Source organism: Fischerella muscicola PCC 7414, from assembly GCF_000317205.1.
In the GTDB taxonomy this organism is placed as follows: domain Bacteria; phylum Cyanobacteriota; class Cyanobacteriia; order Cyanobacteriales; family Nostocaceae; genus Fischerella; species Fischerella muscicola.
Window position 1 is genome coordinate 1 of record NZ_AJLK01000168.1, and the last position, 18,410, is coordinate 18,410.

At 40.3% G+C, this 18,410-nt stretch carries 9 protein-coding genes and 1 pseudogene; 6 read left to right on the forward strand and 4 right to left on the reverse strand.

All coding sequences use genetic code 11. The annotated features are described in order from the left end of the window. Nucleotides 1–1,268, forward strand: a pseudogene (locus UYI_RS33505) (HlyD family efflux transporter periplasmic adaptor subunit); the annotation flags it as partial. A gap of 219 nt (nucleotides 1,269–1,487) precedes the next feature. On the opposite strand, the gene UYI_RS0126840 reads toward UYI_RS33505, so the two are convergent. After that, nucleotides 1,488–3,023, reverse strand: a complete 1,536-nt coding sequence (locus UYI_RS0126840; RefSeq protein WP_016869770.1) for an iron uptake porin — start codon at nucleotides 3,021–3,023, stop codon at nucleotides 1,488–1,490. Nucleotides 3,024–3,449: 426 nt separating this feature from the next. Here UYI_RS0126840 and UYI_RS0126845 point away from each other — a divergent pair, with 426 nt between their 5' ends. Continuing rightward, nucleotides 3,450–4,910 carry a vanadium-dependent haloperoxidase gene (locus UYI_RS0126845; protein ID WP_016869771.1) on the forward strand — a complete coding sequence of 487 codons (1,461 nt, stop codon included), beginning with the start codon at nucleotides 3,450–3,452 and terminating at the stop codon, nucleotides 4,908–4,910. A gap of 655 nt (nucleotides 4,911–5,565) precedes the next feature. Here the strand turns inward: UYI_RS0126845 and UYI_RS0126860 are convergent. Next, nucleotides 5,566–8,718 (reverse strand): GAF domain-containing protein, encoded by a 3,153-nt coding sequence (locus tag UYI_RS0126860; protein ID WP_235148029.1) that lies wholly within the window; start codon nucleotides 8,716–8,718, stop codon nucleotides 5,566–5,568. 330 nt (nucleotides 8,719–9,048) lie between these two features. On the opposite strand from UYI_RS0126860, the gene UYI_RS0126865 reads away from it, so the two are divergent. Then, a complete protein-coding gene (locus UYI_RS0126865) occupies nucleotides 9,049–9,729 on the forward strand; it encodes a YqiA/YcfP family alpha/beta fold hydrolase (RefSeq protein ID WP_016869775.1) in 681 nt (226 codons plus the stop codon). A 6-nt stretch (nucleotides 9,730–9,735) separates the two neighbouring features. Here UYI_RS0126865 and UYI_RS0126870 read toward each other — a convergent pair whose 3' ends face one another. Beyond that, entirely contained in the window at nucleotides 9,736–10,290 is a 555-nt protein-coding gene (locus UYI_RS0126870) for a hypothetical protein (RefSeq protein ID WP_016869776.1), read from the reverse strand. Between the two features lie 814 nt (nucleotides 10,291–11,104). Next, nucleotides 11,105–11,725, reverse strand: coding sequence for a GNAT family N-acetyltransferase (locus tag UYI_RS0126875; RefSeq protein ID WP_016869777.1), 621 nt, complete (start codon nucleotides 11,723–11,725; stop codon nucleotides 11,105–11,107). Between the two features lie 796 nt (nucleotides 11,726–12,521). Between UYI_RS0126875 and UYI_RS0126885 the strand changes: the two genes are divergently transcribed. The 3 genes from UYI_RS0126885 to UYI_RS0126895 all read left to right on the forward strand — a co-directional run bounded on the left by UYI_RS0126885 (nucleotide 12,522) and on the right by UYI_RS0126895 (nucleotide 18,378). Next, nucleotides 12,522–16,019 carry a response regulator gene (locus UYI_RS0126885; protein ID WP_016869779.1) on the forward strand — a complete coding sequence of 1,166 codons (3,498 nt, stop codon included), beginning with the start codon at nucleotides 12,522–12,524 and terminating at the stop codon, nucleotides 16,017–16,019. 123 nt (nucleotides 16,020–16,142) lie between these two features. Then, nucleotides 16,143–17,474, forward strand: coding sequence for an atrophin-1 family protein (locus UYI_RS0126890; protein ID WP_016869780.1), 1,332 nt, complete (start codon nucleotides 16,143–16,145; stop codon nucleotides 17,472–17,474). A 133-nt stretch (nucleotides 17,475–17,607) separates the two neighbouring features. Then, a complete protein-coding gene (locus UYI_RS0126895) occupies nucleotides 17,608–18,378 on the forward strand; it encodes a pentapeptide repeat-containing protein (protein WP_016869781.1) in 771 nt (256 codons plus the stop codon). The last annotated feature ends 32 nt before the right edge of the window (nucleotides 18,379–18,410 follow it).

Genomic DNA, 18,410 nt, shown 5'->3' on the forward strand with positions numbered 1-18,410 from the left:
TCAGGTTTCTGGGGTGATCAAGTCAGTTTATGTTAAAGATGGACAACAGGTCAAGGCTGGAGATTTGCTCATAACTTTTGATTCCACTGCTACTAATGCTGAATTAAATTCTTTAAAGAAAATTAGAACTGCATTAATACAAGAAAATGAAATTTATCGTCGTTTGATTAAAGCAAACTCTACTGAAACAGAAGAACTTTTGCAAGGTATTTTGTCACCAGAAGCAACATCTTTACTCAAAAATCGCTCTGCATTAATCGCAGAAAATAATTTGTTGCGAACTGAATTACAAAACTCTGGCGTTGGTAAATCTAATTTAGAATTTGACGAACAAGAACGTTTACAGATTGCCAAAAGAGAGTTAGATTCTCGTTCTAGTGCAATACAATTAGAAATTGAACAAATCAAGAAAAAACTGGCTCAAACTAAAATTAAGCTTCAAGATGTAAAGGCGAATCTAGCTATTGAAGAACAGATTTTCAATAAAATTAAAACTCTAGCAGAAGAAGGTGCGATCGCTCAACTTCAATATTTACAACAGCAAAAAAAGGTGCAAAATCTGACAGCACAAATAGCAGAATTAACTGAGGAAGAGCGACGCCTAGAGTTTGATATTGCCCAAGGACAGCAGGAACTACAAAATACTGTAGCTGTTTCTCAAAAAAATATCCTAGTCCAGATAGCAGATAATAAAAAACGCATAGCTGAAATTGACAGTCAATTAACTAAAATTTTGCTTGATAATGAAAAGCGATTAGCTGATATCAACAGCAAAATATTGCAAGCCCAAACAAGTATAAAATATCAAGAACTCCGCTCTCCCGTAACAGGAACTGTTTTCGACATGCAAGCCAACAATTCTGGATTTGTGGCTAATACTGGTCAAGAAATACTCAAGATTGTACCAGAAGATAATTTAATTGCTGAGGTATTAATTACTAATAAAGATATTGGTTTTGTTCGAGAAAAAAATGAAGGTCAATGTCAGGATAGACTCATTTCCTTTTAGTGAATTTGGTGATATCAAAGGAGAAGTGATTTGGGTGGGTTCAGACGCACTGCCACCAGATCAAACACATCCTTATTATCGGTTTCCAGCAAAAATTCGTTTAGAAAAGCAATCGCTAGATATCAAGGGTAAAAGTATTTCTTTGCAATCAGGAATGTCTATTACTGCTAACATTAAAGTCCGCGAAGAACGGAGAGTTATGAGTTTATTCACTGAATTATTTACTAAGCAACTTGAGAGTATTAAAGAGGTTCGTTAAGCAAGTTAGTAAAGAGTTAAAAAATAAAAATATAGAAGGTTGGTACACAACCAATACATGAAAAATTTTAGCCCTTCTGCCTTCTGCGGGGCCCCACAAATTCGCTCTCCGAATCGTGAATTTGTGGGTAACCCCTTCTGCCATCTGCCACGGCGCTTCTTGAACGCGAGGCGCAGCTTTGCAAAGCTGCGCCTCCTCTGCCTTATTTGGTAACGATTCCTAAAAAGTAAAAGTAGTTCGGATAGCTCCTACATAAATGTTGTCATTGTTGTCATTATGCTCTGGATTAATAATGACAAACAAACCAGGAGTCACAGAGATATTATCGGTGATGCGTAAGCGATGAAAACCCTCTATATGGAAAGAGGTATTTTCATCCTCTGTCTGACTACTTTGGATGACTTTTGGTGGCATTCCAAAGACAAAACCACTTAAATTACCTTTGCCTCCTAAATCAGGAAAAGCTAAGGTAATCGCATAGTTTAATATATCCGCTTCATCATCACTAATTTTTGACTCTGCTATTGAGTAGCCAGCCCAACCAGAGAGGATAAATTTAGGACTAATTCGCCAACTTGTTTCTAAGCCAAAGGAATTTGCAGAAGTCGCAACATTACCAAATGGTCTACGAGCATTTTCACTTCCTGTACCTCCTGTGATGTTAACTCCAGTATTGCCACCTCCTGCATAGTAGGAGTGAACATAGGTCAAGCCTATATCTAAGTTTTCGATTGGTTTAAAGAATAATTGTGCGAAAGCATTGTAATTGCCATCAAATAGCCCATTGTTTTGTTCGGGATTTTGGGCATCAGCAGCTGTGTAACCTAGATTCAAACTAATTTGTTCATTTAAGTCGTAGTTTAAACCAAATGCTGTACCACCAAGAACTCGGTAGATCGGATTATGTCTTCCGAATAGAGAAATACTACCACTACCTGTGCTTTTGAATGGACTTTGTGTTTTCACAATCCTGTCCAATTCAATTTTGATCGGAGCTACTGTTACTGCTAGGCGATCGCTAACGGGAAAATAATAGTACAGTTCGTCTACCCTTGCTTGGTTGTCCTCATCGCCAGCAAAAGACAAGCGAGTCATCCTAGTACCTGTGACTCTACCTTGAAATTCAGGAATGTTTCTAGCTTGCAAGCGAGTTCTCAACAAGTCTTTGCCAGTGAAGCTAGTATCAAAACTCAGACGCACGCGATCGCTAAGAATAAAATTGTCCTCTAAGTTTGGATTATTATCAGGATTACCGTCTTGATCAGCGGCTTTATCACCTAACACCCCAGCCACAGTAAAAATTACTTCCCCATTGAGTTTGGTGGTAGTAGAAAATTGATTTGCTTGCAGTTCAACAACTTGAGCTTCTAGAGTATCTACACGGCTGCGTAGTGTTGCTAGTTCCGTGGCAAACTCTGCTTGTAACTTTTCTAATGTGGCTAAATCTTCTTGAGTTACCAAAGAAGTTGTGCTGGTAGCGATTAATTCATTTAACCGATCAAGACAAGCATTCAAACCAGCTGCAAACTCATATCGTGTCATGACCCGATGACCCCGATAGGTGCTATCAGGAAAACCTGCAATGCAAGCGTATCGTTCCACTAAAGACTGCAATGCACCGAATGCCCAATCGCTTGGTTGAACATCTGACAGCTGAGAAACCGAATTTACTTGTGCTAATTGTTCTGCGGAAAATTCAGATTGATTTTGGTTATCTGGTGGCAACTCAGATGCTAATGTGATGGGTGCAACCATGAAGGTAGCTACTAGAACGAATGATCTACAAACTAGAGATTGGAAACTGGTCTTTAATGTCACTTTTTCACACTCGCTCCAGAAACATCAAGAACTTATGCCTTTAAGCAGCTAATATTGGCAACATTGACATATTTCGGAAAATTTTCATGATATACAGTAGAAAAAGCCAAAAATTTACATAAATTTACTGATGCTCAATTTTATTCATCTAAGCGGTGTAGCACAGGGTATGATAGCTAGTGTTGCGATCGCTGTGATCATTGCTGAGGCCAATACTTAGTAACTAAGTGATTGCGGTAGTATTGTGATATTTTTTCTAAAAACTTTACGCCAGCTAAAATTTAAATTCTATTGTGTCCATTTGAGTTGTACTTTTCTAACTACTTAAGTGTTTCTACTTGACTGTATTAAGAGGAAATTCAGATGAAGCTTCGTCTACCAATTGTATTTGCAGTTACATTTGCAGTTAGCAGTGCGTTTTTTGGTAGTAGTGCCAAGCCTGAAACCCTAACTAGAGATGAGGCAAAAAATGTAGTTCTTCAATGGAACAATGCTGCTTTAGAAGCAATTCGCGCCACGCGCACCAACGGACAAGTATCATCTCGCGCCCTTGCTATTTTGAATACTGGCATGTACGATGCCTGGGCAGCTTATGACCCCAAGGCAGTAAGCACGATGCTAGGCGATACTCTGCAACGCCCAAAATATGAAATCACCCTAGATAACAAAAACAAGGCGATGAGTTATGCTGCCTATCAAACTTTAGTGGACTTATTTCCATCTGAGACACCAAGGTTTGATCAGCTCATGACCAATCTTGGTTACGACCCAACAGATACTTCCACAGATGTCAAAACACCAAGTGGAATTGGAAACGTATCAGCAGAAACCTTACTTGAGTTTCGACGTCGCGATGGCTCAAATCAGTTGGGTGATTTAAACCCGGGTGCTTACTCAGACTATACCGGTTACACTCCAGTTAACACTCCTACTACTATTAACGACCCCGATCGCTGGCAGCCACAACTTATTCCAGATGGTCAAGGCGGTTTTACTGAACAGAAGTTTTCTAATCCCCATTGGGGGCTAGTCGTTCCTTTTGCACTTACTTCTGGCTCACAATTTCGACCTGCTCCTCCTACAAAAACAATTGCTGCAAATCCAGAAGGTTATCGACAGCAAGCTCAGCAAGTCTTGGATGCTAGCGCCAATCTCACACCAGAGCAAAAAGCCCTTGCCGAGTACTGGTCAGGTAACATTCCTGGAGCTACTGCCGGTATATGGAATGTATTTGCTCAATTTGTCTCTCAAAGAGATAATCACACCCTTGATGACGACATCAAAATGTTTTTTGCATTGACTAATGGTCTATCCGATGCCCTGATTGCGACTTGGGATGCAAAAGCTGCCTATGATTCAGTTCGTCCAGTCACAGCTATCCGCTATCTTTTTGATGATCAACAGGTTCTAGCATGGGGTGGTCCTAATCGAGGCACTCAACTTATTGATGGTGGCGACTGGCAACCTTATCTTCCTACAGCCCCTCACCCAGAATATGTGGCAGCACAAAGTTCTTTAAGCACTGCTGGGGCTTATATTCTCAAAAAATTTACTGGTAGCGATGCTTTCGGGTATTGTGTAACTAAACCCGCAGGAAGTTCTACGGTTGAAAATGGCCCTGCAAATGACATCACCTTCTGTTGGAATACCTTCTCGGAAGCAGCTGAACAAGGAAGCCTTTCTCGTCTCTATGCTGGCTGGCATTTTGAGGACGGACTAGAAGCTGGCAAGAGATTAGGAAGACAAGTTGGTGTAGCTGTTTGGAAAAAATCACAAAGCTATATCTTACGCAAGCCACCAAGAAAGCATGTCATAAATCAATAAAGCATGGGACACTTATGTAAACACAAGGCAGAGGGTAGAGAGCAGATGGCAGAGGGCACGACGTCAACTGGCAGAAACCCCCTTACGCGCGCCGGGGGGCAGAGAGCAGATGGCAGATGGGGTAAGAATTTTCTATATGTTTGGTTGTGTACCAATGTTCATGAATGGCTGTCTTGAAAATGGGTATAGGGGTGTAGGAGGAGTTAAATATTTATCTCCTTAGTTGTGGTCGCGATTTCTAGTCGCCAGGTGCAAGACTTCCATGAACAGAGAAACCAGTGGTTTTGAAATCCAAACCCATATCGGTAAATCGGCAAAAAATTTGCCTTGATAAATTCGTAACGAAGATATACCTTTAAGCGACTATATGGATACTCAAGAATCGAATAATCAAGGAAATATAGTTTGTGGTTGGTGCAGCTATGATGCCAATCCTCTTGGGGCAAAATATTGTCAAAAGTGCGGTAAGCCTCTGGTAATTGCTTCTGTACCCCCCAGCCAACCGACTAACAACATTAAGCTTGCACTTTCTGCAAGTTGGCTTCCTATATTCTTAATATTGTTGCTAGTTAGTGGTATTAGCTTCCTTTTTTGGGAGCAAGTTCGATTTTTATCCATAGTCTCTAATTTAAACGGTAACTCTGGCAAAATTTCTTCAGACCTGCAAAATATCAAAAGTACGAACCCTTTCTTGCAACTGCTGAGAAATCTCCATAGTCTGCTGTAGTAAGGTAGATGCTTGGCGTGAGGAATTGCTTGTCATCTCTGAAATCTTGGCGATTTCCTCCATCAGTGTAGAGACTTCTGTTGATGTTTGCACTTGGGAAATGGTTGCAACAGAAATTGAGTGTACCAATTGATCTATTTGGCGACAGACATCCAGGATGTGGTTTAAATTGTGCTTGGTATTTTGCACTAAACGGGTTCCTTCCATGACTTGTGTGGTTCCTAATTCCATCGCTTTGACAACCTGACTAGTTTCCAACTGGATATTCGCAACGATTTCCTCAATTTCAGTAGTTGCTGCACTACTGTGTGCTGCTAAGATACCTACTTCTTGAGCAATTGCCACAAAACCCTGAACTTCTTCACCTGCATGTGCTGCTTCAATCTTTGTGTTAATAGCTAACAAGTTGATTTTCATGGCAATCTCATTAATTAATGCAACCACACGGGAGATTTTTTGGGAAGATTCTCCTAAGCGTTTGACTTGTTTGCCAGTTTCGTTGATTGTTTCTCGTAAAACCATGATGTTCTCCACTGTCAAATCCATTGCTGAACCTCCAGTTTCTGCAATTTGGTAGGCATTACGAGCAACTTCTGCTGCTTGTTCGGCGGTTTTTGACACATCTATGATCGAATGCTGCATTTGATCAACAGCTTTGAGAGTCCGGCTGATTTCCTTTGTTTGTTTGAGGGATTCCACTGCTAGTTGATCCATTGCTGCAAAATTACTGGCGATCGCTACATCTACCTGAGAAGCAGTCTGTTTGACTTGGATAATAATTTCCTGCAAATTTTCCAAGATATAGTTCAAAAACTCGGCAATTGTGCCAATTTCTCCAGATGATACTTCCGCACGTACCGTCAGATTACCTTGAGATGCTTCCTGAACTTCATCAATCAGTTTTAGCAACTGTGACTCTAGTTGTTCTTTTTGTAGGCGTTGCTGTTGCGAGACTGTTTCTGCGATCGCTTGCCCTTTTTGGGCTTGTTCTAATAAATTCGCTCGTTCTAATGACAGACTAACAATTCTAGCAAACTGCTCAAATAAACTAATTTCTGACTGCTGCCAAAATCGCGGTTGGGAACATTGATGAGCAATCAGCAACCCCAACAGTTTCTCACCTAGTAGGATTGGTGCTACTAAATTTGCTTTGACAGCAAACCGTTCTAGTTGCTGAATATAACAATCACTTAAATCTGCTTGGTAGATATCATTAATGGCAATCACTCCACCCTGCGAATGCTTTTCGACATCATCTACTAGACAAGGATCATTGATTTGTGTCCCCAAACAGCAAGGCCAACCTGGCACTACTGATTCAGCAATGATATTACCAGAAAAATCTTCGTCGATTTTATAGAAAATAGCTCTATCAACTTTTAGAGCTTGAAGAAGATTTTGGACTGCTAAATTATAAATATCTTCAGAACTATTAGCTTTAGATAAGCTAATAGCAGTATCTTTAAGAGTCTGAGTAACTTCCAGCAAACTGACACGTTCTAAAGTCAATCCTACTTGAATTGCTAACTGCCGTAAAAAACTAACTTCATAGGGCTGCCAAGTATGAGGATTGCGACAGTGATGAGCAATTAAAAAGCCAAAAAGTTGGTCATTTTTAATGATGGGAACAACCAAGTTTGCTTTAACTTGTAACCGTTCCATCAACTTTAGGTGTTCCGCACTAAAATTTTCCTCCAAAATATTATTGATAATTAAAACACGACCTTTTGTGTAAGCTTCGATCAAGTTTGGAGGAATACAAGCATCATGAATAGCATTTTCCAGAGTTACAGGAAACCCAGTCACAACAGATTCGGCAATAACTTTTCCACCTGTACAAGGGTTGAATTGATAAATTACAACTCGATCTGCTGTGAGTGCAAGTCTTGCTTGTTGTACTGTAATGTTAAATAATTCTTCCGAACTACTAGACTGTCGCAGAGAGTGTAAAATATTTGTTAATAACTTTAACTGCTCAGCTTCAGCTGTTTGCTCCCTTAGCAAATTTTGCAGTTGATTTGCCATTTGGTTAATGTTAGAACCCAAGACTGCAAGTTCGTCAGAACCAGCTATAGCAATACGTGTATCCAGGCTGCCTGTACCTAATTTTTTGACTACTGTAGTAGTAGCTAGAATCGGTCTAACTAGGCGATTAGCAACAATTGCCGCAATCACACCAACAACTAATGCTGTAGCAATAGTTCCAATTTGAAAAGCTAACAATAATTGTCTTTGGGTTGCAAAGGCAATATCTATATTTGTACTGAGTATCAATCTCCATTGAGTATCTGGAAGTCCCTCTATTTTTGATAGAGGTACAGAGGTGACTAATTTTTGATTATTTTTATTTTTCTCAAATAATATTTGACTCTTTATCTGATTTTTAGCTTGTAATTTCTCCCATTCAGGGAATACTTCTGCAAAATTCTTGCCCCATTGATATCTTTTTTGACTAAAGATTATTTTCCCTGATGAGTCTACTATAGTATATTCATCCTCATTAATTTGGAAGATTGCCAGTGCTTTCTCTAAGGCTTGTATGGGCATCACTGCGCGTACAACATATACAGTGTTAGCCGTACTACTATTTTTCACAGGTGCAGCTAAGTAAATACTAGAATTTTCTAGCTTTGTTGATGAGGAATTTTGACTTAAATAAGGCTTGTTAGTCTTGAGTACTACTTTAAAATACTCCTGATTTTGTTGATTAGAAATCTCTTGACCTTTCGAGTCAGCAACTACATTGCCATTGATATCTAAGAGAGTAATACTCTCAAAAATTTTTCCTGTATTTGATATATAATCTTTTAATTTTGCTTCAAGCTCTTGCCGATTAGGAACTTGCTGGCTCTGAGAATTACCCAAAATAACTTCTTGAGCAATTCTTTGAATATCTCCATAATTTCTAGACAGAAAACTGTTTATATTATCTGCTAATAACTTTGCTCTGTCCTGCTTAGTATTGGTAATTTCTTTTGTCGTTGCTTGTCCCACCAACCGATAAGCAAGTACTCCAATGAAGAATGCAGGTAGCATACCTATTGCTATAGCAAATATAAGCATTTTAGTACGCAGGCTCATCTCTCTGAGCGATGCAAAGATGACCTTTATTGAGAAGTTAAAAGAATATTTTTCACGCTTTTTGTGCTTTAATGGAGACATTGTTTTATTGGGTTGTACGGTTTTTTCTGGATTATTTTTCCGAACCATCAACTATCTTTTAGGATCTAATTTGGCTGAGCTAACAATAATCAGGTTATGTTATAAAAAATCTTGAAGAGATAAAAACTTTGAATGAGTTTATTGAGGAAGTGGTTTTAGGAGTCGAGTAATACCACAGTTTTTACTTCTACCAGACTCCTGGGATTTTTTGCAAGTCATTTATCAAGTCCTACTAATCGCAAAAGCTTGATGCTTAACAAATTTATCTATCTTCACGGCTTTGCTTCTAGTCCTAATTCTGCCAAAGCTCGGTATCTACGCGATCGCTTTGCTGAACTTAATATTAAGGTGAATATTCCTGATTTAAATTTTGGCGATTTTTCCCACTTGACAATTACTCGCCAAATTCATCAAGTAGCATCAATCATTTCAGCAGATGGCAAAGAGGATACAGAACAATCTCCGCCTCAACCTACACCAGTAACTCTCATTGGTTCCAGTCTCGGCGGTTTAACAGCTGCCCACATCGCACAGCAATACCCCCAGGTGCAGCGGCTGATTCTGCTAGCACCCGCCTTTGGCTTTTTATCCCACTGGTTAACCCAGTTAGGAGATGCACAAATACAGCTTTGGCAAAAAGAAAAGTATTTAATGGTTTATCACTATGGCGAAGGGCGATCACTACCTTTAAGTTATGATTTCGTAACAGATGCGGCTCAATATCAAGAAGAAATATTACAGCGTCCTATTTCTACCCTTATCCTACATGGAAAAAATGATGAGGTTATTCCCATTCAAGCCAGTCGCAATTTTGCTAAATCACGTCCTTGGGTAGAGTTAGTGGAATTAGAGAGTGATCACGCCTTAGGCAATGTCCTAACAGAAATTTGGCAAGCAATCTACCAGTTTTGCCAGCTAAATAAAAGTTAAATAAGCTTAATAAATTAGTCTACTATCTACATTACTGCCTAAACGGCGTACAATTGAAACTGTTTGTGGTAAAACACCCACTAATAGTGCAAATGCCTCATCTGGCAGATGTTCCACCATCTCAAGTGGAAAGTACTGTTCAAATTGATCAAGAATCTTTTGAACTCGCTGAGTAGGAACAGGATTTTCTGTAATCTGTTTGATTAACCGAATCCATTGTCGCCTAATTAAATAAGCTTTCTGCCGTTCTTCATTGGTTTCAGGAGTTAATAAAGATAAATTTCCTATTGGTAATACTCCTTGACAATCACAATCATAATCGCCGCCTACCGCTGCTCCTGGGCCAGCAAACTCTGTATGATAGCGTTTAAAGAGTATCAACCCATTTCGTCTTCGACTGTTAACAATGAAAACCTTTCTACTCAGCAAATTTGTTAGGATATCCGAGCCATAGGATTGCTCAGTTCCATCTGACATGACAATATAGTCAAGAAAACTTGTGTCTGGGTAATAAGTAGATACCATAGCAGTCTGATAGCGTTGATTTTTTTCGCTATCCATCTTCTTTCAAAATGAGGATGAATTTGGGACTAGTTTGTGTCTAATTATAGATATATTGGTATTAAATCAAAGTTTTGATTTTTTAAACAAGATAGCTTTTGTCAATCTAAACTTTTGATGAAAATTAATAGAGGTTGTGCTGTAATTGATTATCCATATTTTATGAGATTTAACATTGATTTGTCTGCTATTAATGGTATTTTTTTTAAAGTTTCTATAAAGATGAAGATTTTTAATACAAAGTTATTGTGAGGTCTCGACGGATTACTTATAGTATTTTTACTGATATATTTTCAATCAAGAGATGTTTTATATTGTACTTATAAATCGTTATTCATTTAGACATATTATTTTTTATGAAGAACAAATTTAAACAGTAATATATTAAAAATGCTATATTTCTGTTTTTACAGATTCACACACAATAACATCTTAACAAGACTCTACAATAATATTCTAAATCTAATAGAAAAATATTAGTTTTTAGTTTCAAACAAATTTTCTCAAGAATTAGCTTAGCAAGCAGATTCTGAATTTAACTAGATTAAAGATATACATTTATTTAACTAATGTAATAAATTTTTATCATAATCATCAAATTACAAAGTGATTAGAAATTAATTATATATGGCTAAGAGCAACCCAATACTCACCCAAGCAAAGTTTTCCATGGTTTAGCAAGGAATTAATAGCAATCCTTTAATTGAGGATGAGTAGAAGGCATAAATATACAGTAAACAGAAGACTTGTCTAGGTTGTTCCTAGTTATAAGTAAAGGAAAGTTGACATTTCCCGTCCACCCATCACTTAAAAATTAGCTAGTTGAATTGGGCATAAGATGCTTATGCAATAATATCTGCCGTGAGTTTCTAAAAAATAATATATTCCAATGAGATTCCACTTTATGCACCCGATATCCGAACTTGAGATAGAGTTGCCGTGCCTGGTGGTTATTTTCTAGAACATGGAGATATAAATCTTCAAATCCCCATTCTTTAACAAATTTTTCACTAGCTTGCAGTAATTGAGAGGCTGCACCCTGTCTCCGGCACTTTGAGGAAACAGCCAAATTAGACAGGTAAGGAAAACTTTTGCCGACCTCTGTCCAAGAATCACTGAACCGCACACCTACCTCCAAAGTGCCAACTAAGTTATTAGGTGGATTGGCTGCGGTGTCAACGGCAACTAAACAGACGTGGTGGGATGTAGACGATACTAGTCGGTGTCTTAAATCTTCATAAATACCCAAGCGTAGCAAAGGGAAAGCCCATGCCCAGATACCATTTTGGCAGTGAAAGCTTTCAGCAATAATTTGGGCAACGCTAGTCAAATCAGCAGGCGTAGCTGTACGGACTTGGAACCGACAGGAAGCTTGTTCAGCAGATGCTGCTGTGACTGGTGGTTGATGGGATTGTTGGAAAAACCAGGGTGTCAAGGCTAGTTATGTGGTGAATTAATAGAACAAAAATCCTTTCAAATATCGTAAAACACCATTCAATACTATGTGAAAAACTTAAAAAAAGCTGGTGTGGGGGATAAGGGATAGGGATAGGGGATTGGGCATTGGGGATTGGTGTTTATTTTCTCCCGTGTTCCCCTTGTCTGTCTTATCCCTCTTACCAATTTTTAATTTTTAATTTTTAATTGTTTTGTCCCCCGTGCCCCCCTTGTCCTCCAAGTCCTCCCCCTTGTCTGGCTTCCCTGCCCTTGTCCCTATGATCTATTCTCCTGCTACTTGTCTAGTTGATAATCATAATAGCTAAATTGTAAATAGCTATTTGTCTAATAGTATACTTTGCTCTTTAATCTTAGTTATTGTAGGATTGCTGACTTGAAAATGACTGTTATAAATAAAATTTACCCAAAAGTGTTAGTGTCGATGCTACGGCGGGAAAAATTAATATGCAGCTTCAGTTGGATTGTTCAACCAGCCTGGATTGCTGTATATGCTATAGGACAGTTCTCGTTGGAGGTGAGCAGAGATTTGGCTACAAAACAAAAATTTTGTCAAACTAATACTGAGCATGAAATTAATTGGGGTGCACCAAAGCAAACAGTAATCGGCATAATTTATTGAGACAGATGGCTGTGAGCAAACCCTCTTCCAATCAGCACTCATATGGGCAAACGGCGTAGGTCATCAAAATGCTCTGCTCTTACCTGAGTCAGTTTCATCCTTATCTGATCAGATTATTGTTTATCCGACTGCCTTTGCAGCAGGAAAGCGGTGCATGAAATCCCAAGCAAACAATAAGCCTAAAATTTTAGTTGTCGACGACGAACCTGACAACTTAGACTTGCTTTACCGCACTTTTTATCGCGACTACAAGGTGTTGAGGGCAGGTTCTGGTCCAGCTGCGTTGGAGCTGCTGGCGCAAGAGGGAGATGTGTCAGTAATCATCTCCGACCAGCGAATGCCAATGATGAGTGGTACTGAATTTTTAAGCCTAACAGCAACTCAGTATCCAGACATCATTAGGATAATTTTGACTGGCTACACCGATGTCGAAGACCTAGTAGAAGCTATTAACTCTGGTAAGGTATTCAAATATGTCACCAAACCGTGGGAAGCAGAGGAACTTAAAGCAGTAGTACGCCAAGCCTTGGATACTCACAATGTCCTTAAGGCCCGTACTCGCGAACTAACTCGTACACTCCGTCAGGAATCGCTGCTGAACACCGTTACCAATACTATTCGCAGCGCTTTAGACTATCGGCAGATTCTGCAAACAATTGTGGATACGGTAGGGCATATGCTGGAGGTGGATGTTTGCCTCTTGCGTCCTTTCCAAGAGAATCAATTGGTTGATGAAGGGTTTATTTATCAGAAGCTACCAGAGAAAGACACGGAGACATTAGGACACAAAGACACGGAGAATGTGAATAAAAGTTGCTCCGTGTCTTCTGACACTCCATTACCCCTGTTGTCTCAGACAGTTTGGGAAACCCGGGAAGTACAAGTAATTCATGATGTAGCCAGTGACGAACGCATTCAAGGGGATGCTGTTGAGTTGCGATCGCGTGCTGCTGCTTTCACTGATGCGAATATTTGCTCTAGTCTAATTGTGCCACTGATTTGTCGGCAGGAACTAATGGCTGTGCTGGCGTTGCACCAGTGTCATGCACCTCGGATCTGGAGTGAGGACGAAGTGCAGTTGGTGATGATGGTAGCAGATCAAGCGGCTCTGGCTTTGTCTCAAGCCTATGCTTATGAGCAAGTACGCGCTCTTGCTCAAAGGGAAGCTTTGATTAATACAATTACCAGTGCGATTCGCTCTAGTTTAGATCCACAAGATATTTTTGCTGCTATTACCCAAAAATTAGGACAAGCTTTACAAGTGGATGGTTGTGTGCTGTCTTTGTGGACAGAAGATGATGAGTTTGTTCGCTGCGTAGGTTTGTATGACAGTTCGGAAGATTGGAACACTCATTTTCCGACAAATATTGAGGATATCAAAACCCATAATTTACCCCAATCGCAAGCACCGATTAAAGGGAATCCCATTCTGCAAGAAATGTTACGGACACAAGAACCGGTGATCATCCCGGATATGAGCCAGTGTCCGCCAGAAACCAAGGGCTTTGATTTACATTTGCAAGTACCAGCGCGATCGCTGATGGTAGTTCCCCTCTTAGCGGATGGTAAAAGTATCGGTAGTATTACTTTGAAGCAAAGTAAAAAATCACGCCAGTGGTTGCCATCAGAGATTGAGTTAGCAAAAGCAGTAGCAGCACAAGCAGCGATCGCAGTACAACAATCTCACTTGTACCAAAAAACCCGCGAACAAGCCGAACGCTTACTGGAATTAGACAAACAAAAAACCGAGTTTTTCCAAAATATTTCCCACGAATTCCGTACTCCCATCACCCTCATTCAAGGGCCACTAGAGACAGCGGTATCTGCCAAAGAGGGTTTATCTTACGAACAAAGTGTGATCGCCTTACGTAACTCCCGTCGTTTGTTAAGGCTTGTCAACCAATTACTGGATCTGCAACGCTTAGATGCAGGTCGGATGCAACCTAGTTTTCGTCCCTGTGATTTAGTCGAATTTGTCAGCCAAATTGTTGAATCGTTTCGCCCCTACTGCGAAAAAAAAGGACTGCGTCTAGCCACTAATATGGCTGAATGCCCAAAAGTATACTTAGACATGGAAAAATTTGACAAGGTGGTTTATAACCTCCTGTCTAACGCCATGAAGTTTACTCCTGAAGGTGGTACAATCACTGTTGCCATACACTCTCAAGATGATCATTGCATTTTGACAGTAGAAGATACTGGTATTGGCATTGTTCCAGAACAAATCCCCCTCCTATTTGAACGCTTCCGCCAAGCTGAAGGCTCTGAAAACCGTTCCTATGAAGGCACGGGTTTAGGTTTGGCTTTAGTTAAAGAATTAGTAGAACTCCACGGTGGTAAGGTAACTGTAGAATCAGTTTATCGTCAAGGTACAACATTTAGCGTCTGGCTAAATCCTGGTAATGCTCATTTACCCCCAGATCAAGTATCGGAAGTGACTGTAGAAGTAAATCTTAGCCGTGCTGCTGTGGAATTGGCAGATTTAGAATTGATCGAAGAAGGAACTGGGGATGTGGCACTAGGGACTAAGGAAGAAGATTTTAGCACTAGCCCCGAGCCTCTAGCCACTAGCCCCTATATCCTAGTTGTAGACGACAACCCGGATCTACGAGCTTACGTATCTGGTATTCTTCGCGACCACGGCTATCAAGTACGGTCAACTCATAATGGTTTAGAAGGCTTCCGACTGGCCAAGGAAACTTCACCTAGCTTGATTGTTAGTGACTTAATGATGCCTGTAGTGTCGGGACTAGAGATGATTCGGATGATCCGCAACGAAGAGCAATTAAAAGGAACACCAATCATTCTGCTGACAGCAAAAGTTGATGAAGAAACTCGCATTGAAGGTACAGAACTGGGTGCAGATGCTTATTTAGCTAAACCATTTAATGATCGCGAACTTTTGGCAGAGGTGAGGAATCTGTTAGCCTTGAAGGCTACTGAACGTAAAGTAGTAGAATTAAATACTTATCTCACCGAATCAGTACTGAAACGCTTTTTACCACCTGCTTTAGTACAAAAAGCCGCAGCTGGAGACTTAGTTCTGGATTTGCGACCGGAACCGCGCTTAATTACAGTTTTATTTAGTGATATTGTTGGTTTTACCCAATTAGCAAATACCCTCAGATCACGCCGAGTCGCTGAGTTGCTCAATGAATATTTAGAAGTGATGACAAAAGCGGTATTTGATAATGGTGGTACTGTAGATAAATTTATGGGAGACGCTATTTTAGCTTTGTTTGGAGCGCCAGAAGAGTTAACACCTAACGAACAGGTGCGACGTGCTGTGAATACAGCTAGGGCGATGCTGCGATCGCTAGAACAGTTAAACGCACATTGGCGAGAGCATGGTGTTTTTGATACAACGGAACGTCAAAGTGTACAGTTTCGCTGTGGTATCCACCAAGGTACAGCTGTTGTAGGTATGTTTGGTAGCTCTGAACGCGCCGACTATACAGCTATTGGCCCAAGTGTAAATATTGCTGCGAGGTTGCAGCAAGCAGCTGCTCCCGGTACTATCTTAGTTTCGGCGGCGGTTGCAGATTACTTACAAGAGGAAGAAATTATTAAACGTAGTCCGCTAGAACTAAAAGGAGTAGACGAAACAGTTCTTACCTTCGCTCTGACGCCAGAGTTAATGGCTAATCGCTAAAATGGTCAATGGTTAGTGGTTAGTGGGTACAGACGCGATGTTCCTCGCGTCTGTACAGTAGTTAGTGGTTAACGGAACCAGCAAGCAACAACCAACAATCAACAACCAATAATTAGCAAAATTATGACAAAATCGGTTACTGACCAAAAACCAACTCCATCTCCAATATACCGCCGACATAGCGATCCTCCTGGTTTATGGTTCGCTGTGTTTACGGGTTCAGTAGCCATACATTTGCTAGCATTTTGGCTGTTGCACTTATATTCATATCAGTTGAGCCTGAGACGACAGCATAACTCGAGTAGCGCTATACCTATTGAAATCATAGAAATTTCCCCAACAGAATCGTCAAAAGCTCAATCACAAGCCAAAGTCAAACCAGTTTCACCTCAGTCATCATCAAATACTCAAAAATTTGCTTTGGTAACTGATGAAGATGCGATCGCTTTGATTGATCAAAAAACAGCGATCACCTCTAACCCTAATTCTTCTCCTCGCCAGCAACCCTCTGCAAAACCAACTGTTGCTCAGCAACAAACCGCAACAGCGAAACCTCAACCAACTACACAACCCGAATCTACACCCACATTTACCCCTACACCTACACCAGAATCACCAACAAATCAACAGCCTAATACCATACCTCCGTTTGCATCACCAGAAAATCAACAGCCTGGTACCATACCTCCGTTTGCATCACCAGAAAATCAACAGCCTGGTACTACACCTCCATTTGAATCACCAGCAAATCAACAGGCTAATACCATACCTCCAACACCGCCTCCTGATAATACAGACACATCCACCTCAGAATCGCAAAATCCCATACCAGATGAGCAAAATCAGGCTTCATTACCAGATACAAATGCTACAATTCCTCCAAAAGACAGTTTTCCCTCCACAAATGGGCCACTAGAGTCTCAACTTCCAGAACAACCAGATGCCAATATCTCGCTAGGAAAATCAACGCCACTACCTACAATAGATCCATCAGTGCAACCACCACCCCAATTACCAACAGAAGAAACTCAAACTAGTGGTGGGCTGGTAGCAACCTGGGATGCTTTTTCTAGAGATGGAATGATTGATTTGATCCAAAAAGGGGTGGTGAGACAAGATGTACCACCAGATATTGTGGCTCAACCTTTAGGAGACAATACAAAAGAATTGCCTATAAGTTTTATCAGCAGCGAACCGGATTTGGATAATGTAGATTTGGTTGCTTCCTTGGCAATTGATGAAAAAGGTAAGTTGATTGCACGTGATGCCAATGGCAACCCAGGAGTTGAGATTATAGATATGACTCCCGAAGAACTAGCAACGAAAAAAACTAAATATCAGCAACTTCTGATTGATGTTTTTCAGAATGTGTCATTTAGCCCTGGTAGAAACCAAGATGTTAGCAAGCCGATTCAAAGCAACTTATTTGTGCGTGTGAAAATAGAACGCCGTTAGTTCTTGATTTGTAGCTAAATACTTCTTTTTTTATTTCTAAGCTGGGGTTGGCCGAAAAAACTCACCTGAAGTATAAATGTGTCTACGGTAAGGTTGAGTATTCAGTATAAGTAACAAATATTGCCACACCAATATGAAAAGTCAAATCCTAGCTATAGTGACATTTACAGCTACAATCACCTTTCATCAAACTGTCTTAGCTGCAAATTCAGAACACATTAGACAGTTATTAGCCACTAAGCAGTGTCAAAACTGTGATCTTAGCGGTGCAGGGTTGGTAATGGCTGATTTGAGCAAAGCAAATCTTCAAGGAGCTAATCTTAGTGGTGCTAATCTCAGCCGTGCTAATTTAAGTGGTGCGAATTTAGCTGGTGCAGACTTGAGCGGTGCTAGTTTATTTGGTGTGAATCTAAGTGGTACTAAGCTGACAGGGGCAATTCTCATGGGTGCAGACTTGAGAAGTACTTATCTAGTCAATGCAGATTTGACTGGTGTAAATCTCAACGGCGCTAACTTACAAGGCGCTTATGGCATCCCATTACAAATTGCCAAACCAGAGGAATTTTATGCTTGGGGTGTTGCAGAAGCGCAAAAAGGTAATCAAAAACGGGCGTTAGAATATTTTAATCAAGCGATCGCACTCAAATCAGATTATGCTGGTGCTTACTTGGCTCGTGCCGTTGCTCGTTATCAACTCTTTGATAGACAAGGCGCTTTTCAAGATGCCCAAGCGGCAGAAAAATTGTTTACTAATCAAAACGATGGTGATGGAATACAAACAGCACAAGCTTTTATCAAACAACTACAAACACCCCAAACAGCACAGTTAGATCCTGGTAAACCTAGTTTTATGGACTTTTTTGGAAGTGTAACTTCACTGTTGCTTCAGTTTCTGCCTTTTTAAGTAGATGGGGAGGTGGGGAGATGGGGAGGTGG